This is a genomic window from Undibacterium umbellatum, assembly GCF_014284125.1.
Lineage (GTDB): Bacteria > Pseudomonadota > Gammaproteobacteria > Burkholderiales > Burkholderiaceae_D > Undibacterium > Undibacterium umbellatum.
In genome coordinates, this window is the sequence record NZ_JACOFX010000005.1 from 292,460 (window position 1) to 312,148 (window position 19,689).

Below are 19,689 nucleotides of genomic sequence, written 5' to 3' on the forward strand. Positions count from 1 at the left end.
AGAGGATATTGCGTGACTACTTTCACTGACATCAGCTTTACCAGTAGCGATGGCCTGCAATTGTATGCGCGGGATTATGCATCGCGTGGTGGGCCGGCCAAATGTCCAGTCATCTGCATTCATGGCCTGACCCGCAACTCTGGCGATTTTGAAGAGCTGGCACCGTGGATAGCAGAACAGGGCAGGCGTGTGATTGCGGTAGATGTCAGGGGACGCGGGCGTTCCCAGCACGATGCCGACCCTGATCATTACAATTCAGTCGTGTACGCGAATGATGTCATCAAGCTCGCCCGCGACCTGGGTATCGGCCGAGCAGTGTTCATAGGTACTTCTATGGGTGGCCTCATCACCATGACGGTGGCGGCGCGCAAATTGAATTTGATCACTGCTGCCATTCTCAATGATGTAGGCCCCGCCTTGTCGGCAAAGGGCTTGGGACGCATAGCCGGGTTTGCTGGCAAGACTGTTGAAGTGAATGACTGGGACGAGGCGACGCACTACATACGACAGGTCAACCTGTCTGCTTTTCCTGGTAATAGCATGGAAGAATGGGGCAAGTGGGCCAGGCGGGCTTTCGCCGAGAATGTCGATGGAAAGCTGGCACTGCAATATGACTCTAATATTGCCAGGCCCTTGCAAACCGGGCAGTTAAAAAGCAAATCCTGGGTCGCCAATTTTGCTTTCCGCCGTTTGGCCAGAAACCGCCCTACACTCTTGATACGCGGTGACCTGTCTGACCTGGTGGAGCATGAACAACTCGCCTATATGAAAGACCTGGCACCCGACCTGCAATATGCCGAAGTGAGTGGCGTGGGCCATGCCCCCATGCTGATGGAAGCGCAGGCACAAAAAGCCATCAGGGAATTTTTAGCCTCAGTGGATTAGACGAATTGCAGTATGCTTATGTGCATTGTCAACAATGCGTAAAAAATATCGCTGACAAAATGCATGTTTACCACAACGTAAAACTAGCAGGAGACAAAATGCAACACAAAAACAGCTTTAAACTCATCTGTCTGAGTCTGGCCCTGAGCAGCGTATTCGCCTCAGCCAGCAGCCTTGCACAGGATTTGAAAATTGCCCTGATTGCAGGCAAGACTGGTGCCCTGGAAGCTTATGCCAAGGAAACTGAAACCGGCTTCATGATGGGACTGGAATACCTGACCGGTGGCAAGATGGAAATCAATGGCCGCAAGATCAAGGTCCTTGTCAAGGATGACCAAAGCAAACCTGACCTGGGCCGCACCGCGCTGGCTGAAGCCTTTGGTGACGACAAGGTCGACATCGCAGTTGGCACCAGTTCCTCTGGTTCGGCGATTGCCATGCTGCCAGTGGCCGAAGAATACAAAAAAATACTGATCGTCGAGCCTGCTGTGGCTGATGCAATCACCGGCGAAAAATGGAATCGCTACATCTTCCGCACCAGCCGCAATTCCATGCAGGACGGGCTGGCTGCTGCCAGCACGATCAAGTCTGGCGGCAGTATCGCCTTCCTGGCGCAGGATTATGCCTTTGGCCGCGATGGCGTGAAAGCAGCCAAGGATGCTCTGGGTGCAGTTGGTGCCAAAGCCAAGATAGTCCACGAAGAGTATGCTGCCCAAAATACCACCGATTTCACCGCGGCAGCCCAGCGTATTTTCGATGTGTTGAAAGACAAGCCAGAACCGCGCGTCTTGCAAATCATCTGGGCCGGCCCCAATCCCATGAACAAGCTGGCCGATATGAAGCCAGAGCGCTTTGGTATAACCCTGGCACCCGGTGGCAATATCCTGCCTGTCATGAAAAACTGGAAAACCTATGTAGGTACCCAGGGTACGATTTATTATTACTACGACTTCCCAAAAAACAAGATGAATGACTGGCTGGTCGCTGAACACACCAAACGTTTCAAGTCGCCACCAGATTTCTTTACTGCCGGTGGTTTTGCCGCAGCCAGCGCAGTGTACACAGCCATCAGCAAAGCCAAATCTACCGACACTGAAAAACTCATCACTGCGATGGAAGGCATGGAATTTGATACGCCAAAAGGCAAGATGAATTTCCGCAAGGAAGACCATCAGGCCTTGCAATCCATGTACCATTTCAAAATCAAGAAAGACCAGAAAAATGAATGGGACTTACTGGAACTGGTCAGGGAAATACCTGCCAGCGAATTGCCAGTCCCAGTCAAGAACAAGCGTTGATGACGGCAGGTGGAAAAATGAGTGTCTCACCCTCGCTATCGACGCGTAATCTCAGTATACGGTTTGGCGGCCATGTGGCCGTCAATCAGGTGACTGCAGACTTTTATCCCGGTACTTTGACTGTCATCGTAGGCCCGAATGGCGCTGGTAAAACCACTTACTTCAACCTGATGTCTGGGCAATTGGCCGCCAGCGCAGGCAGTGTACATTTGTTTGGTGTGGACATCACAAGCAAGGGTGCAGCTGAACGCACGCGCAGGGGTATAGGCAGGGCGTTTCAACTGACCAATCTCTTCCCTAATTTGTCTGTCATCGAAAATGTGCGGCTGGCTGTGCAAAGCAAGGCAGGCCAGGGTTTGAACATTTTTTCCTTATGGTCTTCCCATGCCAGTCTGTTGAAGCGGGCAGAACATTACCTGCACAAAGTTGCACTGGCAGACCGCAAGTCGGACAAAGTCTCAGCACTGTCACACGGTGACAAGCGCAAACTCGAAGTTGCCATCTTGCTGGCGCTGGAGCCAGAAGTCATGATGTTTGATGAGCCCACGGCAGGCATGAGTGTCGATGAAGTGCCAGTGGTGCTGGACCTGATCCACCAGGTCAAGGCCGAACGCAAGAAAACCATCTTGCTGGTTGAGCATAAGATGGACGTAGTGCGTTCACTTGCTGACCGCATCATCGTCTTGCATAACGGTGCGCTGGTGGCAGATGGTGAACCTGTCAGCGTCATGGCGTCTGCCATCGTGCAGGAAGCTTATCTGGGCGTTGCCCCTGAAACCACGGGAGAGCAACATGTCTGAAGCCATACTGACACTGGCCGGTGTGCATACCCATATCGGCGAATACCATATCCTGCAAGGCGTGGACATGCAGGTGCCACGTGGCGGTCTTTCGGTTTTGCTGGGTCGTAATGGCGCAGGCAAGACCACGACCCTGCGTACCATCATGGGCTTGTGGAAAGCCAGCCAGGGCAAGATACATTTTGATGGCCGCGATATCACCGCCATGGCAACGCCAGACATCGCACAGCTAGGCATTGCCTATGTGCCAGAAAGCATGGCGATATTCTCTGACCTGACAGTCAAAGAAAACCTGCTGCTGGCAGCACGTAATGGCCCGCTCGATAGCAGCCGAGTCGAATGGATATGCGGCTTCTTTCCTGCATTGAAAAAGTTTTGGAATTACCCGGCAGGCAATCTGTCCGGCGGTCAAAAACAAATGGTTGCGATCGCCCGCGCCATCGTTGAGCCGCGCAAACTGATACTGGTGGATGAACCGACCAAGGGTCTGGCACCTGCCATCATCCTTAGCTTGATGGCTGCCTTCAATGAGCTGAAGGCTAGCGACACCACCATTTTGCTGGTGGAACAGAATTTCAATTTCGTACGCAAGCTGGGGGACACGGTAGCCGTCATGGATGATGGCCGTGTCGTACATACCGGCAGCATGCAGGCACTGGCTGAAGACAATGACTTGCAACAGCATTTGCTGGGTTTGTCACTGGCTGCGCATCAATAAAGCAAGAGGAAGAATAATGACAGATACTGTTCTTGATAATACTGCCAAGCCAGAAGTTGCCAGCCTGCCGACAGCGCCACGCGATATCTGGCCGTTGATCCTGGTGCCAGCCCTGGCACTGCTGATGCTGCCACTGGTGGGAAGCTTCCCCACCTGGATCACCCTGACCGTCGCAGGCCTGGCCATGGGCATGATGATCTTTATCATGGCCAGCGGCCTGACCCTGATCTTTGGCTTGATGGATGTATTGAATTTTGGCCACGGCGCTTTTGTTTCCGTCGGTGCCTTCGTCGCTACCCTGGTTTTGTTGCCCATGCATGGCTGGATGGAAGCGGATTCGCTATTGATGAACCTGACTGCACTGGGCCTGGCTATCCTGCTGGCGATGCTGGCAACCGGCTTGCTGGGCTGGGCGTTCGAACGCATCATCATCATGCCTGTCTACGGGCAGCATCTGAAACAAATCCTCATCACCATGGGCGGCATGATCGTTGCCGAACAGATGATCAATGTCATCTGGGGTGCAGAGCAAATCCCGCTACCGCTGCCGACCAGCTTGCGCGGTTCCATCCTGCTGGGTGATGCTGCCATAGAGAAATACCGCCTGATCGCAGTCGTGGTTGGCTTGCTGGTATTCGTTGCCATGTTCCTGGTGCTGAACCGCAGCAAGCTGGGTTTGCTGATACGGGCTGGTGTAGAAAATGGCGAAATGGTGGAAGCACTTGGCTACCGCATACGCCGCCTGTTCGTGCTGGTGTTTGCTGCCGGTTCGGCATTGGCTGGCCTGGGTGGTGTCATGTGGGGGCTGTACAAGGAAAGCCTGACCGCAGCCATGGGCGGTGACATCATGGTCATGGTGTTCATCGTCATCATCATCGGTGGTCTGGGTTCTGTCGGCGGTTGTTTTATCGGTGCCCTGCTGATGGCACTGGTTGCCAATTACGCCGGTTTCCTGGCACCCAAGCTGGCACTGGTGTCCAACATCTTGCTGATGATCGCCGTGCTGCTCTGGCGTCCGACTGGCTTGTACACCGTGGTAAGGCGTTAAGACATGAATGCAATGAAACAAATCCTGTCGGATGATTTTCCACGTAACCGCTGGCTGGCGCTGATCCTTGTGGCGATATTTTTGGGCCTGGCCTGTGCGCCCTTTATCACCAGCGGAGCCCGGCCTTTGAACACTGCTGCCACCATCTGCGTGTATATCGTGCTGGTTGCTTCGTATGACCTGTTGCTGGGCTATACCGGCATCGTCTCCTTTGCTCACACCATGTTTTTTGGCATAGGTGCATACGGTATAGGTCTGGCGCTGGCCGGCGGCACGCCAACCTGGGGACTGGCCGCTATGGGTTTGCTGGCGGCATTGCTGGTGACACTGGTGCTGGCCCTGATCGTTGGTCTTTTTGCCTTGCGTGTGCGCGCAATTTTCTATGCCATGATCACGCTGGCGGTAGCGTCTTCCTTTGCTGTGCTGGCATCGCAATTGTCGGATTTTACCGGCGGCGAGGATGGCAAGACTTTTAGTGTTCCGGCTCTCTTGTCGCCTGCTTATCGCCTGTTTGAGGCAGAGATATTTGGCCGTGTGGTGGATGGCAAGGTGATTACCTATTACATAGTATTTATTGGTAGTGCCCTGTTATTCCTGTTCTTGTTGCGGGTCGTCAATTCGCCTTTTGGCCGGGTCTTGCAGGCAATACGCGAAAATGATTTCCGTGCCGAGGCACTTGGTTATCGCACCGTGTATTACCGCATCTTGGCGAATTGCATTGCGGCCCTGGTTGCAGCCATGGCGGGGGCGTTGATGGCTTTGTGGCTGCGCTATGTCGGGCCCAAGACCATGCTGAGTTTTGAAGTCATGACAGATATTTTGTTGATCGTGGTGATAGGTGGCATGGGGACGATGTATGGGGCGGTAGTTGGTGCGACCCTGTTCATACTGGCGCAGAATTATTTGAAGAGTCTGATGGGCGTGGCCTCGTCGTCTTTGGCTGACGTGCCGCTGCTGGCGAGTGCTTTGCATCCGGACAGATGGATGTTGTGGCTGGGGGTATTGTTTGTGGTGTCTATTTATTTTTTTCCAGCGGGTATAGTTGGGAAATTGAGGGGGGCAACTAAGGCTGGTTGATTTGGTTATGAAATAACCGTGTCCTTTATTTAAGTCTCTCCAGCGTAGGCTGGAGGTTACCGAGCTGGCGCCCCAGTGGTGCTCGTTGCATACTTGAGTTTTTAATAAAGAGATTGCCCTTCGTGGATACAAGCCGGGTCTCGGCCCGGCGGCCGAAATTCTTTCTTTGCGTCGCCAAAGAAAGAATTCAAAGAAAGGCGACCCAGGCGTAGCCGCCCCTGCGGGGTGCCCGTTTGTGCAGTACAAAAAATGGGAAATGCCCGAAACTCGCTCCCCTTGCAGGGCGCGCAATCGCTTGCAAGCGATTGCCGTTGCGCTGGCGAGGTGCATGCACCTCGAAACCCCAGCTACACCTCAAACATGGGCATTTTTTATCCATTTTCTGTACTGCACAAACGGCGTCTACACATGGGAACTGCGAAAAGTCAAAAGCAACGTCAAACCCAACAGCAACGTCAAACCCAACAGCAACGTCAAACCCAAAAGCAACACCAACGATTCACGTGATTTTGTCCCTTAGCTTTTTGCAAGCGGCAGGCCATCCGCGTACTCCCCCTACAAAGCCTGGCCTGTCGTTCCTGCAAATCAGCGGCTATCCTGTAATGAACCAAACTCCCTGTCCAGTAAGGAATAGCATTTAAGATCAACATAGCGGCCATGCTTGTATTCGCATTCACGCAGTACACCTTCTAGCCTGAACCCTAGTTTTTCTATCAAGCGCCAGCTGGCGATATTCTCTGGCTCTACCATGGCTTGCAAGCGGTGCAGGCCGAGGTGTTTAAAGCAGTGATTAATGATGACGTTCATGCATTCCGGTATAACAGCCTTGCCCCAGTGGACGGGCGAAAGCCAGAAACCGGTTTCGGCGCAATGGTGTTCCTGTTCCCATTCGTGCAGGCCGCAAGTGCCTATTAATTGTTCAGGTTCCTCTTTATTACAAATACCCCACCACAGGCCTGTGCCGTCCAGCCAGACCTGTTCATACCAGTCCATCTGCTCCTGGCTTGATGCCAGGGTGTCATAGCTGATGCCATAATATTCAGTGACGCGCGGGTCGGACAATCCGCGAAAAACGGCGGGCATATCGGTAGCGACGATGCGGCGCAGTTGATAGTTTGGTGTCTGTAGTACGGGGAAGGGTTTGGTTTCAGACATATAAGCTTTGCAAAAACAGGTAACAATTAGACATTCTAATGCCTGTAGAGGCATGGAGTCGCGCTGTTCTGTAACTCCTTAACAGCGCAAAATCTGGGATAATCCGTCTGCTCGTTATCAGCGAGTGAATTGATTAACAATATTGAAGAAATAATGAGCCCAGAGCAACGCAAAGAAGCTTCCGAACTGGAATTGCATAAACGTGGTATCCGCATCAATGTGCAATTGCATGTGATTGAGTCCGATGAAGAAGTGGAACTGCGCACGCCTGAAGAATTGATGCAGCGCATGCTGGCCTTGTGGATGGTGACTTCAGTAGCGGCTGGCGGTGATGTGGCACGCTATCGTTCGTATCTAGAAACGCACGGTTTGGCTGCTTGTTTGTCAGTGCAGGAACAGGCATTTCTGTTTTCGGATGAAATCACTGAAGAATTGCGTACGCAATTTGTACAAAGACAGGAATCCCTGTATTTCCTGGCCTGGGCAGCGGGTTTGACAGACAAGCTGGCTGTTCCTACGCAAGCCGCAAACGTCAAGCAAGTCCTTAAATTGTTCCCGCATGCGATGGAAGCACCTGATCGTTTGCAGGCAGCCCTGAAGCCGCGCCGCAAAGGGCAGGTGCTGGACTGGTCGGACTTATTGTACCGCCTGCACTGGGCTGTTCGTCACGCACATATTACTGGCCGTGATGCGCCGGGTAATTTGAATGCAGATGCAGTGCGCGAATGGCATCAGGCCGTGAACTGGCTTTGCCAGTATGAAGAAGAAAATGACTGGGACAAGGTCAGTACAGAGACTTGATCACATTACAAGCAGGGATCTTCAAAATGCCTTCAAGGTTCGTCGTTCAGACTTACAGGCATTGATCTGATCCTGGATTTTCAAGCAGCGCGGACCTGAAAATTCTTCTTGCAAGGCATCCAGAAATACACGAGTACGTGCCGGCATCAGACGGCGGCCAGGGAATACTGCCCAGACGTTCACATCCGGCAGTTTCCAGTCTTCCAGTATAGGTACCAGGGCACCACTGCGTACATGGTGATCGGCAAAGTGGTCAGACAGCATGATGATGCCCTTGCCGCGCACTGCCAGTCGTGTCAGCAGCTCAGGTGAATTGGCGCTGGCGCGACCTGGTGGGATACCTTCCCAAAAGGCACCATCTTTCTCCATGCGCCATATTGTAAGCTCGCCATTACGTGCAGTCAGGCGCAAGCAGTCATGTTCCATCAGGGCTTCTGGTTCTGCTGGCGTGCCATGTGACTTCAGATAGCTGGGTGCGGCATACATGCCTATGCTAAACCGTACCAGGCCCCGAGCCGCCAGCGAGGCATCATCAGGCAAATCGCCCACACGGATTGCGACATCAAAATTTTCTCCTATTAGGTCCACCCGCCTTGGTGACAGGTCCAGTTCAATGTTGACGGATGGATATTTGCTCATGAAGTCGGACAATAGCTCACTCATTTCATGCGTGGCGAAATCGGCTGGCATCGACACTTTCAATTTGCCGGTCGGCTCTGCCTGCCTGTGCTGAGTGAGCGCCAGCGTGGCATCTACTTCTTCCTGCACGTGTTGAGCATGGAGCAAGACACTCTGTCCCAGGTCAGTCACGGTCAGTTTGCGGGTGGTGCGCAAGATCAGACGTTCGCCTAGCTGGGCTTCAAGGGCGGATATGCGACGGGATAAGGTTGATTTGGGTACCCCCAGTTTTTCTGCAGCCTTACTGAAACTGCCTTCTTCGACCACACGGGCAAATAGCAAAAGGTCATTGGCTTCCAGAGTCATGATTGCGCTTCCATTCTATTTTCCTATATTTGGAACAATGATATCCATTTTAACGTCTTCCGGATTGTTTTTGGAACGATTAAAGTGCGTCCATCAACTCTTTATCTGAAAGGAACACAAAATGAACATCCTGCAAATCAACTCCAGCGCCCGTGCTCAAGCTTCTCATTCCACCCAACTGGCGAATAGCCTGGTTGAGGCTTTACTGGAAACATCTTCTGGTGCGACCGTGAATGTACGTGACCTGGGTAGCAATCCTCCCCCCATGCTTGATGAAACAGCATTGCAAGCCCTGTTCACACCGGCAGAGCAGCGCACCGCAGAACAGCAAGCCCGCGTCGCCCTCGATGATGCCCTGATCGCAGAAATCCAGGCCGCAGACGTAGTCGTGTTGGGCGCGCCCATGTATAACTTTGGTATCTCTGCCCAATTGAAAAACTGGATAGATGCGATTTCCCGCGCCCAGGTGACTTTCCGTTACACCGCCAATGGCCCTGAAGGTTTATTGACTGGCAAGAAAGTCTATGTGGTACTGACACGTGGTGGTCTGTACCGTAATACGCCAAATGACACACAGATGCCTTACCTTAAAACCTTCTTCGGTTTCCTGGGTATGACCGATGTGGAGTTTGTCTACGCAGAGGGTCTGGCTATGGGCCCGGATGCCGAGAAAGCGGCGCTGGCGTCGGCTCACCAACAAATTAATGATTTTCTGCCTGCTTAATTAATCAACAGGAAAAATTAACTGGAACACAGACACAGACAAGGACGAAGAATCATGGAAACGACAGATGTAGTTGTAAGCAATGCAGCAGTTCAACAAGCGGAAAGCGTAACAACTTCACGCGTTGTGGAACAACTGGTCGCCGGGCAACCTACTTCAGATGGTGCTGGTGTCAAGCTGACACGGGTATTGACACAGCCACTGCAATACCGGCTGGACCCCTTCCTCATGCTGGATGCTTTCGGTAGTGATGAGGCAGGTGACTACATCGCCGGTTTCCCCAGTCATCCGCACCGTGGTTTTGAAACCATCACCTATATGCTAGCGGGTCGCATGCGCCATCGCGACAGTGCCGGTAATGAAGGCTTGTTGCAAAACGGCGGCGTGCAATGGATGACGGCTGGTCGTGGCGTGATTCATTCAGAAATGCCGGAACAGGAAGAAGGCCGCATGGCAGGCTTCCAGCTCTGGCTGAATCTGCCAGCGAAAGACAAGATGACAGCGCCCTGGTACCGCGATATCCAGAGCGATACCATCCCTGAATTGCTGACAGCCGCCGGTGTCAAGGTACGCATCATCGCCGGTAGTAGCCATGGCGTGGCAGGTGCCGTACAGCGTGAAGTGACCCAGCCGTTGTATCTGGATATACATATGCCAGCCGGCAGCAGTTTTAGTCATACCCTGCCTGCCGGTTTCAATGCCTTTATATATGTCTATGAGGGTGACATTCAGATAGGCGAGCGAGAGGTGCCTGTACAGCGCATGGCGATACTGAAAAAATCGCCGGATGCGGATGGCGTTGTGATTGATGCCAAAGTCGATAGCCGCCTTTTGCTGATTGCGGGTCAGCCTTTGGGTGAAACCATCGTTCAGTATGGGCCGTTTGTGATGAATAGTCAGGCGGAGATATTTAAGGCGATCAGTGATTTTCGCGAAGGCAAACTGGTGAGCGCTGATTGAGCTACTGCGCGGCGCGATTTTGAGCCTGGGATGCTCGTCGTACTAAAGTACGACTGCGCGTCTTAACTCAAACTAGCGCCGCTCGCTACGCTCACTCAGCACTCACGGGGCTATAGATATTTAGAGAACGAAAAATCAATTGTAGGTTGGGCTACGCCTTATCAGCCCAACACTCGGCCTCGAAGCAACGTATACGTTTATTAAACGCCCAGTGTTGGGCTGGTAAATCGTAGCCTAGCGAGGCCCGGCCCAACCTACGACATTACCAAAAAAAACTATTTAAGGAAAACGAAATGAAACAAACAGAAACTCTAGGACCCGTCTTCGGTTCCTTCATCGCCCGCGTTTTGATCGCCCTGATCTTCGTGGCATCCGGCGCCAGCAAGATATCTGGCTTTGAACAGACCGTAGGTTATATCACCAGCAAGGGCCTGCCTTTGCCAGCCTTGGGAGCGATAGCAGCTATCGTAGTGGAGCTAGGCGGCGGCCTCATGGTCATTATAGGTTGGCGTGCACGCTGGGCTGCAGCGGCAATGATCTTGTTCACGTTGGCAGCGGCTTTCATCTTCCATAATTTCTGGGGCGTGCCAGCAGATGTGGCGCAAAACCAGATGATACATTTCATGAAGAATATCTCCATGGCAGGTGGCCTGCTGTATGTCTTGATACATGGCAGCGGTGGCTGGAGTCTGGATGGCCGTAAAGCCTGATCAGGAATATCTTGCTCAATTTCAATAGTTGAAACAGCGGATTTGTCTGACGGCAAATTCGCTGTTTTCTTTCAGGGCTTACGAAAAATTGTCCCAGCAAGGCTAATGCTTCAGGAAACCTCCCTTGCAAGGGAGGTTCGTTTCGTTGGCAGACAACATGTTGTCTGAAACCCCAACTACACCGCGGCGACGAAGACAGTACTTTAGTACCGAATTTTACTAACTACTGGGGCTGCAACGCAGCTGGGGTATTTTTTCGTAAGCCCTGTCGTCGTTTCATCATGCTGTAATCAAACCTTCATACGCCTGACATATTTTTGTCCAATACTCCCGTGGATTAGCTCAATTGTCCAGGCGGGGTAAATGCGATGAAGATAGAAATCAACGGGATTTCCAAAACCTTTAAAGGTGGCTATCAGGCATTGGATAATATTGCGCTGACTTTCAAGCCCGGTGAAATGGTCGCGCTCATCGGTGCATCCGGTTCTGGCAAGTCGACTTTGTTGCGTCATATCTCTGGGTTGATTACGGCCAATGTCGAAAAGAATGATATCCGCCTCGGTGAACAGATTGTGCAGGCCAATGGGGTAGTCGGCAAGCAGATACGTCACCTGCGCTCGCAAATTGGTTTTGTCTTCCAGCAATTCAATCTGGTCGGGCGCCTGCCTGTGCTGACCAATGTTCTTACAGGTGGCATCGCACGCATCCCTTTGTGGCGCAGTTGTTTCCGCCTCTTTACCAAAGAAGAAAAAGCTTTGGGCCTGGCTGCGCTGGCACGTGTGGGTATTGCTGAACATGCTTATAAACGTGCATCAGCCTTGTCTGGCGGTCAACAACAACGGGCGGCAATTGCCCGCACCATCGTGCAGCAAGCCAAGGTCATCCTGGCAGACGAACCTATAGCCTCGCTGGACCCTGAATCCGCACGTCGCGTCATGCAGACCCTGTCTGATCTGAATCGCCAGGATGGCACGACCGTCGTGGTCTCTTTGCACCAGGTCGATGTAGCCCTGCGTTTTTGCCCACGCACGGTGGCGCTCTCGCGCGGTCGAGTCGTCTATGACGGCCCGTCCAGCGAACTGACAGTGACCATGTTGCGCGAGCTGTATGGCGCAGAGGCAGAAGAGCTGCTTAATCCCGCACCAGCAAATGCAGCCAGTATAGCCAATACAGCGCCTGTCATTGATACCCTCACTTTACCCACTCTGGCGGCTGCCGCCTGAGTTTCTTTACCCTTCAGGAGTATTTCCATGTTTCGTCAATTCGTGCGCAGTTTTACCCTGGGCCTGGTGATGGCAGCGTCCGCTACTGCTGTTATGGCAGAAGATGCAGTCAAGACCTTGAACTTCGGCATCATCTCTACCGAGTCTTCGCAAAACCTGAAACAAGACTGGCAGCCAGTGCTGGATGACATGAGCAAAAAGCTGGGCATCAAGATCAATGCCTTCTTCGCTCCAGACTATGCTGGTGTGATTGAAGGCATGCGTTTCAATAAAGTGCAGTTCGCCTGGGTAGGCAATAAGTCGGCGATCGAAGCTGTCGATCGTGCCAATTCTGAAGTGTTTGCACAAACCGTGAACGCCGATGGTACTCTGGGTTATTACAGCATGATCAGCGTGCATAAAGACAGCCCGTATCAAACTGTGGAAGATGTCTTAAAAAATGCCAAGAACCTTAATTTTGGCATAGGCGATCCTAATTCCACTTCTGGCTTCCTGGTGCCAAGCTATTATGTGTTCGCGCAAAACAATGTGAATCCCAAGACAGCTTTCAAAACTGTGCGCGGCGCCAATCATGAAACCAATATCCTGGCCGTGGCCAATAAGCAGGTAGATGCAGCAGTCCATAGTTCTGACGTACTTGACCGTATCAAGGCACGCCAGGCAGAAACAGCCAGCCAATTGCGTCAAATCTGGAAATCACCTCTGATCGCCGCTGACCCTTTGGTATGGCGTAAAGACTTGCCAGCAGATCTCAAAAACAAGATCAAGGATTTCTTTATCAGCTATGGCAAAAATGGACCAGATGCAGCACGTGAAAAAGCACAGTTGAACAAGCTGACTTTGGGTGGTTTCCAGGATTCCAGTAATGCCCAATTGAAGCCAATACGCCAGCTTGAATTGTTCAAGGAAAAAGTCAAGATAGAAGCAGACGTAGCACTGAATGCGGATGAAAAGAAAGTCAAGCTTGACGACATCAATCGTAAACTGAACGACATCGCCAAGTCTTGATAGCATGAACAGTACACCAACAGCCCACCCGCAAGTCGTCATGAGTTTGCCGGAAGCACCCAAGCGTGATACCGGCAAGTTACTGGTCTGGGGCATAGTCCTCGCCATCCTTGCCATGTCCTGGCAGGGCGCCGATATGCGCCCGCTGGAATTGCTGCGCGACAGCGGCAATATGCTGACTTATGCCGCCAGTTTTTTTTCCGCCAGATTTTCATGAATGGCGCATCTACTTGCAAGAGCTGTTGGTGACTTTGCAGATTGCGGCCTGGGGTACGGCTCTGGCCGTAGTGTGTGCCATCCCCCTGGGTTTACTGAGTTCCTCAAATATCGCGCCAGCCTGGGTTTGCCAGCCCGTGCGTCGTTTGATGGATGCAGCGCGTGCCATCAATGAAATGGTGTTTGCCATGCTGTTTGTGGTGGCTGTTGGCCTCGGCCCTTTTGCTGGTGTACTGGCCCTGTTCGTGCACACGACAGGCATCTTGTCCAAGCTGTTTTCTGAAGCAGTCGAAGCCATCGATCCGCAACCGGTAGAAGGCATACGTGCCACTGGTGCCCATGCGCTGGAAGAAATTGTCTATGGTGTTTTGCCGCAAGTCATGCCGCTGTGGGTATCCTTCGCCCTGTACCGCTTTGAATCGAATGTGCGGTCTGCGACCGTAGTCGGCATGGTCGGTGCTGGTGGCATAGGCGTGATTTTATGGGAAGTCATACGTGCTTTCCAGTATGCGCAAACTTGCGCAGTTTTATTGATGATCGTGCTGACTGTCAGCGTGATCGATGTTATTTCTTCTCGTCTCAGAAAAGTCTTTATCTGATATGCCTGATATGCAAACACAGAACCGTCAATTTGTCCGGGGCATCACCCTCCCGCAAGTCATAGACTGGTTGCAAAACCGCGCCGGCGGTTTGTACGGTGGCGAAGCCATCACCCAACTGGAGCATGCCCTGCAATGTGCCAGCCTGGCTATGCAGGAGGGTGCAAGCGATGCCCTGGTGATCGCGGCCTTGCTGCATGACCTGGCGCATATGGCAGATGATGAAACCGATGAGACTTTTCCGCATGGCGAGTTGGCGGCCTTATTGCTGGCTGAATTGTTTGATAAGGATGTCACTGAACCCATACGCATGCATGTTGACGCCAAGCGTTACTTGTGTGCAGCAGATCCTCTGTACTGGTCTGGTCTTTCGCATGCATCACAGCGCAGTCTGATCTGGCAGGGCGGCCCGTTCTCAGTGACGCAAGCGACTGAATTCATAGATCAGGATTATGCAGAAGACGCTGTGAGCTTACGTCAATGGGATGACATGGCTAAAGTAGTCGGAGCAAGGACGGTAGACTTGCAAGTGTTCATCGCCATGATGGAAAAGCTGAGTCTGGAATTTGCCCAGGCAGAAACAGTATAAGACAATACTAAGGCAGTGTCTGCTGATTGCCTTGTAGTATTCCTTGCACTATTCTTTAGTAAATATTTTTAGCAGCTTCTGTCCCGCCACATGTATCGGCCCGCTATTGTCTATGCAGATAATATCATGGTCATCTGGTACAGAAAATTTCAAACCCCGGTCAAGGCGGTTCAACAAGGCTGCACCAGATTCACGCTGGCGCTTTTCCATACGCTGCCTGATTTGCTCAGGATCAGCCATGATCCAGATGATACGTGCATCCGGGAATAAATGACGTAGTTGTGGCAGGTATTCACGCGAGCCATTGACGATGACATCCTGGCCGCATTTGAGCTTGGCTTCGACATCCCTGCGTATGCCATAGCATAGGCCATTGGCTTGCCACTGCATGCAAAAATGACCAGCGGCAGCGGCTTGCCAATAAGCTTCCTGATTCATGGCTTCATGCGCTTCACTATCGTGGGCGGGGCGAGTGATCGCTCTTTGCGCAAATTCCAGTGCTGCATTGGCGGGCAGGTTTTCTTTTACCCAGTGCAGCAGGGTATCCTTGCCAGCGCCTGAGGGACCGACAACAAAGTAAAGTTGGCCTGCTGCAGGCAGGGATTTTTGTTGCACTTTGGCCTGGAAAGGGAAACGCATCCAGAAACTCAAAGCCGCACCAGGGCGTTCTTCACGGAAGATAGTCAGTGCATCAATGTCCAGCGGTGTGTTGTCGAGCAAGCGTGAAAATTGCTGTTCCGCTGCCTTGCGCAGGGCATATTGTGCATCTGCATCTACATCCAGCAAATCGTCGCTCAGCGTCAGATGAAAACGGTATTCTTCTTCGGTATAGGGATAACCCCATTGCTGCAAGAGAGCTTCCTGTCTGGCACTCAGCCCCACATGGCGGCGCTTGGCCAGATAAGCTGCATCAGGTGCGCGGCGTAACAAGTCAAAATAACTGACGCAACGCATGGCCAGGGCATTGATTTCTGCTTCCTGGCCATGCGGACGCAATGCCAGGAAGTTGCCCATCATGCGTACCTGCATTTCCCTGATGCTGATGACAGGCTGGACCTGGGCAAAGGCACTGGCCATCTGTATCAGGTCAGCTTCCTGGAAACCTTCGAGCAAATTGAACGGTGCTTTCAACGTCGCATGAAAACCATAGCGCCTGGCTTCACTGGTGAGTTGGCTGAGCAGAATATCCGGTACACCCGGAATATGGGTTTGCTGTACTTTTCCAGCATGCATGGGGTCTCGGCCCAGCCAGTTGGCACCAGCTTGCCACCACGGGCTATCCGGCGCAGGGGAAAAGTAGAGAGCGTAGCGCATCAGGCTGCCAGCTCCAGGGGCTGCTGATATTGCAGGCGTTGCGGATCGGCGCAGAATACCAGCTTGCCCGCAGCGATGGTGGCAATCAGGCGCGGGCTGCCATCCGCCTGTTTCTCTATCATGATGACGTCGGCGCGTTGCCCTGCTGCTATCTGCCCCCGGTCATGCAAGCCAAGTACGCGCGCTGGGTTCAGCGACACCAGTTGCCAGGCTTGTGCCAGACTGCAGACATCTTCTTGCTCCAGACGGAATGGCGCGTGCAGCAAGGCAGGATAGTAATAATCCGATGCCAGCGTGTCGCACAGACCACGACGCACAGCATCGCTGGCGGACAAGCCGCCGCAATGGCTGCCACCGAGCAAGACATTCGGCGCACCCATGACGACATGGTTGCCCAGTGCCCTGGCGGCTTGCAAAGCTTCTTCCGTCTTGGGAAATTCACTGACGCTCACGCCCAGTTCTTGGAAGCGCTCCCGGTCCATGCGGGTTTCATCATCATGCGATGCCATGGCAATGCCGCGCTGGCGGCAAGCCGCAGCCAACTGGCTGATCGCCTGGGCCACTTTGGGTGAACGCGACTGCGCCTTGTGCAGACGCTCCAGGAATCCGGCAACATCGCAACGCGCACGCTCGGCATAGGCCACCAGTTTTTCTGGTGACGCACTTTTCTTAAGGATGGACGGCAGGTGCTCATTGAAGGCAAAGAAGGCAATCAGACCAGACTCTATCCAGTTCAATGCATCATGCAAGCCATCCAGATGGTGGTTTTCAAAACGCAGATGTATCAGGTGATCGGCATGCACACGGGATTTTTGCGCTGCCACTTGCTCTATCGTGGCAAGGGCTGCTTCACGTCCGCGCAAGCCACCTTCCCACGAAAATGTCAGGCCATGGCAGGCGGTGGTAATACCATTGCTGATGAGCTGCATGTCAGTATCGGCAAAGGCGATATCGTAAGCAAAACTGGTTGCAGGACGCGGCTGTAATTGACGTTCAAAAGCATCGCCATGGATGTCGACCAAGCCTGGTAATACCAGTAAGCCCGTGGCATCAAAAAACTGTTGCTTGCCATTGTGCGTGAAGTTATTGCCGCCGATGCTGGCAATATTCAGACCATGCAGATGTACGCAGTCTTCAGACCAGTCAGCATGACCGTTCTGGTCTTGATGCAGATGCCTGCCACCCTGTATTGTGATATGCGTTTCCATCTTGATCCCCTTGCTCGCGATAGCAAATCATAAGCCCGAAATGTGACTGCAAATTGACATGAAGATTTGCAGATATATGTCATCAAGACTTCATGTAAGCCTGCTGTAATGTGGGGCTATGAATGCTGATCAAACCCTTAACTCTACCCAGCAAGAGCGCGCCCGCTGGATGTCCATACTGGCGAAAGCACCCGCTGCTGAACTCGCTGCCAGCGTGCAGCAATTTGGCGAACTGCCCTCGTATCTATGGTTAAGAAAACCTGAGACCGGTCTCGCCATGGTGCGGGCCAGAACGGGGGGCAGTGGCAGCCAGTTCAACCTCGGTGAAATGTCAGTGACGCGCTGCGCCTTGCGTCTGGCAACGGGAGAAACTGGTGTGGCCTATGTGGCTGGCCGTGACCAGCGTCATGCAGAATGGGCAGCGATTTTTGATGCGTTGATGCAAGGCGAACACGGGCCTGCCGTCGAAACAAATATCATCAAGCCACTGGAAGCATTGTTGCAACAGAAGCGTGAACAATTGCAGGCTGAAGCACAAGCCACCAGGGTGGAATTCATGACCATGGTCAGAGGAGAGGATGCATGACATATTCACCGGATACTAAAGCTTCATCCATGCAGCAACTTTTGCCAGCATGGGAAGACACGGTGCATGATGCGCAGACAGTTTTCCGTAGCTTGTTGAAAGCCCTCTCCGAGCCGGGCACTATCCAGCGTCTCAGAGTAAACCTGCAAGCACCTGCACCTTTGCATATGGCGACAGCCGCTGCCTGCCTGGCCCTGATGGACTATGAAACTACGGCCTGGCTGGCAGATGAACTTGATAACGATGCAGTGCGCACTTATCTGCGTTTTCATTGCGGCCTGCCGCTGGTACATGAAAAATCCTCAGCGAATTTTGCAGTATTGGGCAGCTCACTGCAGCAATTGGATCTGCAGGCCTTTGCCCAGGGCAGCATCACCTATCCAGACAAGTCCGCGACCTTGCTTATGCAAGTCGATGACTTGGCGAATGGCCCTGAGTACCAACTCACAGGTCCAGGCATCAATAACAAGCGCAGTATATATGTCAGCGGCCTGCCGGCTGACTTTGTCAGCAAGTGGCAAGTCAATCATTCCGCCTTCCCGCAAGGTGTGGATGTGATTTTTTGCAGCGGTGACGCGGTACTGGGCTTGCCGCGTACGAGCAAGATCAAAGCGGTGCAGTCTGCGGAGTTGCCATGTACGTAGCCGTTAAAGGTGGTGAAAAAGCCATCGCCCAGTCGTATGAAGCGCTGGCGAAAATGCGTCGTGGAGATACTGCTGTGCCAGAACTCAGCATAGCCCAGATACGTGAGCAAATGTCACTGGCTGTGGCCCGCGTCATGGGTGAGGCTTCGCTGTATGATCAAGATCTCGCTGCACTCGCCATCAAGCAAGCCAGTGGTGATTTGATAGAAGCCATCTTCCTGCTGCGCGCCTACCGTACGACCTTGCCGCGCCTGATGGCAACTATGCCAGTGGATACCGCCAATATGCTGATACAAAGACGCATTTCTGCGACCTTCAAGGACGTACCGGGTGGCCAGGTGTTGGGCGCAACTTATGACTATACCCAGCGTCTGCTGGATTTTTCACTGGCTGCTGAAGCCATTAGCAGTGCTACTGAGCCGCTTACCCAGGAAAATGCAACAGCAGAAGCCTGTCCCCGCGTGCTCGACTTTTTGAATGCAGAAGGCTTGATAGAGCCTGAACTGATACCTGAAGGTGACCCCGAACCTTTTGACCTGACGCGTGAACCTCTGCAGTTCCCTGCCAGCCGCGCCCTGCGCCTGCAAAGCCTGGCACGCGGTGATGAAGGCTTCCTGCTTGCGCTCGCCTATTCCACCCAGCGCGGTTACGCCCGTAACCATCCCTTTGCAGGTGAGATACGTTATGGCAAGGTCAGTGTGCAAGTTGTTCCTGAAGAGCTGGGTTTTGCCATAGACATCGGTGAGATAGATATCACTGAATGCCAGATGGTGAACCAATTTGTCGGCTCGCAAAACGAAGCGCCGAAATTTACTCGTGGTTATGGCCTGGGCTTTGGTCATTGCGAACGCAAGACCATGGCCATGGGCGTAGTAGATCGCGCCCTGCGCGCCAGCGAATTGAAAGAAGAAATTACGGCACCAGCACAAATGGAAGAATTCGTGCTTTACCATGCCGACAATGTTGAAGCATCCGGCTTTTTACAGCATCTCAAGTTGCCGCATTATGTGGATTTCCAGGCAGAACTCAGTCTCTTGCGTGGCATACGTGCAGCTATCGATGCCAAGGCTGCTGAAACTGGTAAGTCTGAAGCTGGTGATGATAAAACTGAGGATCAGTCCGGCAAGAAGGCTGCATGATTA

General features: G+C 52.7%; 20 protein-coding genes and 1 pseudogene. 17 read left to right on the forward strand and 4 right to left on the reverse strand.

What is annotated here, in order from left to right:
- Positions 1-12 precede the first annotated feature (12 nt).
- From H8L47_RS13010 to H8L47_RS13035, 6 genes are all read left to right on the forward strand, one after another.
- Positions 13-885, forward strand: a complete 873-nt coding sequence (locus tag H8L47_RS13010; RefSeq protein WP_186954019.1) for an alpha/beta fold hydrolase — start codon at positions 13-15, stop codon at positions 883-885.
- A gap of 98 nt (positions 886-983) precedes the next feature.
- The gene (locus H8L47_RS13015; protein ID WP_186954020.1) at positions 984-2,183 is read left to right on the forward strand and encodes a substrate-binding domain-containing protein; all 1,200 of its coding nucleotides are present in this window, start codon (positions 984-986) and stop codon (positions 2,181-2,183) included.
- 17 nt (positions 2,184-2,200) lie between these two features.
- Positions 2,201-2,983: an ABC transporter ATP-binding protein gene (locus tag H8L47_RS13020; RefSeq protein WP_186954021.1), complete on the forward strand. Its 783-nt coding sequence runs from the start codon at positions 2,201-2,203 to the stop codon at positions 2,981-2,983.
- Complete coding sequence (locus H8L47_RS13025; protein ID WP_186954022.1) at positions 2,976-3,701, forward strand: ABC transporter ATP-binding protein; 726 nt, start codon at positions 2,976-2,978, stop codon at positions 3,699-3,701. Before H8L47_RS13020 ends, H8L47_RS13025 begins: the two co-directional genes overlap by 8 nt.
- Before the next feature lie 16 nt (positions 3,702-3,717).
- Positions 3,718-4,749 carry a branched-chain amino acid ABC transporter permease gene (locus H8L47_RS13030; protein ID WP_186954023.1) on the forward strand — a complete coding sequence of 344 codons (1,032 nt, stop codon included), beginning with the start codon at positions 3,718-3,720 and terminating at the stop codon, positions 4,747-4,749.
- Between the two features lie 12 nt (positions 4,750-4,761).
- Positions 4,762-5,826, forward strand: a complete 1,065-nt coding sequence (locus tag H8L47_RS13035) for a branched-chain amino acid ABC transporter permease (protein ID WP_186954071.1) — start codon at positions 4,762-4,764, stop codon at positions 5,824-5,826.
- A gap of 585 nt (positions 5,827-6,411) precedes the next feature.
- On the opposite strand, the gene H8L47_RS13040 is transcribed toward H8L47_RS13035, so the two are convergent.
- The gene (locus tag H8L47_RS13040; protein ID WP_186954024.1) at positions 6,412-6,981 is read right to left on the reverse strand and encodes a GNAT family N-acetyltransferase; all 570 of its coding nucleotides are present in this window, start codon (positions 6,979-6,981) and stop codon (positions 6,412-6,414) included.
- Positions 6,982-7,134: 153 nt separating this feature from the next.
- Here H8L47_RS13040 and H8L47_RS13045 point away from each other — a divergent pair, with 153 nt between their 5' ends.
- A complete protein-coding gene (locus tag H8L47_RS13045; RefSeq protein WP_186954025.1) occupies positions 7,135-7,782 on the forward strand; it encodes a DUF4272 domain-containing protein in 648 nt (215 codons plus the stop codon).
- Positions 7,783-7,803: 21 nt separating this feature from the next.
- Here H8L47_RS13045 and H8L47_RS13050 read toward each other — a convergent pair whose 3' ends face one another.
- Positions 7,804-8,766 carry a LysR family transcriptional regulator gene (locus H8L47_RS13050; protein ID WP_186954026.1) on the reverse strand — a complete coding sequence of 321 codons (963 nt, stop codon included), beginning with the start codon at positions 8,764-8,766 and terminating at the stop codon, positions 7,804-7,806.
- Positions 8,767-8,887: 121 nt separating this feature from the next.
- Between H8L47_RS13050 and H8L47_RS13055 the strand changes: the two genes are divergently transcribed.
- The 7 genes and pseudogenes from H8L47_RS13055 to H8L47_RS13085 all read left to right on the forward strand — a co-directional run bounded on the left by H8L47_RS13055 (position 8,888) and on the right by H8L47_RS13085 (position 14,795).
- The gene (locus H8L47_RS13055; RefSeq protein WP_186954027.1) at positions 8,888-9,490 is read left to right on the forward strand and encodes an FMN-dependent NADH-azoreductase; all 603 of its coding nucleotides are present in this window, start codon (positions 8,888-8,890) and stop codon (positions 9,488-9,490) included.
- Between the two features lie 54 nt (positions 9,491-9,544).
- A complete protein-coding gene (locus H8L47_RS13060) occupies positions 9,545-10,450 on the forward strand; it encodes a pirin family protein (protein WP_186954028.1) in 906 nt (301 codons plus the stop codon).
- Positions 10,451-10,743: 293 nt separating this feature from the next.
- A complete protein-coding gene (locus H8L47_RS13065; RefSeq protein ID WP_186954029.1) occupies positions 10,744-11,160 on the forward strand; it encodes a DoxX family protein in 417 nt (138 codons plus the stop codon).
- A gap of 368 nt (positions 11,161-11,528) precedes the next feature.
- The gene (gene phnC, locus H8L47_RS13070; RefSeq protein ID WP_186954030.1) at positions 11,529-12,383 is read left to right on the forward strand and encodes a phosphonate ABC transporter ATP-binding protein; all 855 of its coding nucleotides are present in this window, start codon (positions 11,529-11,531) and stop codon (positions 12,381-12,383) included.
- Between the two features lie 27 nt (positions 12,384-12,410).
- Complete coding sequence (gene phnD / locus H8L47_RS13075; protein ID WP_186954031.1) at positions 12,411-13,391, forward strand: phosphonate ABC transporter substrate-binding protein; 981 nt, start codon at positions 12,411-12,413, stop codon at positions 13,389-13,391.
- A gap of 40 nt (positions 13,392-13,431) precedes the next feature.
- Positions 13,432-14,206 (forward strand): annotated as a pseudogene (gene phnE, locus H8L47_RS13080) (phosphonate ABC transporter, permease protein PhnE).
- Positions 14,207-14,216: 10 nt separating this feature from the next.
- A complete protein-coding gene (locus tag H8L47_RS13085; protein WP_186954032.1) occupies positions 14,217-14,795 on the forward strand; it encodes an HD domain-containing protein in 579 nt (192 codons plus the stop codon).
- Between the two features lie 48 nt (positions 14,796-14,843).
- Here the strand turns inward: H8L47_RS13085 and phnN are convergent, their stop codons facing one another.
- Positions 14,844-16,109, reverse strand: coding sequence for a phosphonate metabolism protein/1,5-bisphosphokinase (PRPP-forming) PhnN (gene phnN, locus H8L47_RS13090; protein ID WP_186954033.1), 1,266 nt, complete (start codon positions 16,107-16,109; stop codon positions 14,844-14,846).
- A complete protein-coding gene (locus H8L47_RS13095) occupies positions 16,109-17,317 on the reverse strand; it encodes an alpha-D-ribose 1-methylphosphonate 5-triphosphate diphosphatase (protein WP_186954034.1) in 1,209 nt (402 codons plus the stop codon). Before H8L47_RS13095 ends, phnN begins: the two co-directional genes overlap by 1 nt.
- 118 nt (positions 17,318-17,435) lie before the next feature.
- Between H8L47_RS13095 and phnG the strand changes: the two genes are divergently transcribed.
- From phnG to H8L47_RS13110, 3 genes are read left to right on the forward strand one after another with little or no spacing between them, the layout of a single operon-like run.
- Positions 17,436-17,903: a phosphonate C-P lyase system protein PhnG gene (phnG, locus tag H8L47_RS13100; RefSeq protein ID WP_186954035.1), complete on the forward strand. Its 468-nt coding sequence runs from the start codon at positions 17,436-17,438 to the stop codon at positions 17,901-17,903.
- A complete protein-coding gene (gene phnH / locus H8L47_RS13105) occupies positions 17,900-18,547 on the forward strand; it encodes a phosphonate C-P lyase system protein PhnH (protein ID WP_186954036.1) in 648 nt (215 codons plus the stop codon). Before phnG ends, phnH begins: the two co-directional genes overlap by 4 nt.
- Positions 18,538-19,686, forward strand: a complete 1,149-nt coding sequence (locus H8L47_RS13110) for a carbon-phosphorus lyase complex subunit PhnI (protein ID WP_186954037.1) — start codon at positions 18,538-18,540, stop codon at positions 19,684-19,686. Before phnH ends, H8L47_RS13110 begins: the two co-directional genes overlap by 10 nt.
- Positions 19,687-19,689 lie beyond the last annotated feature (3 nt).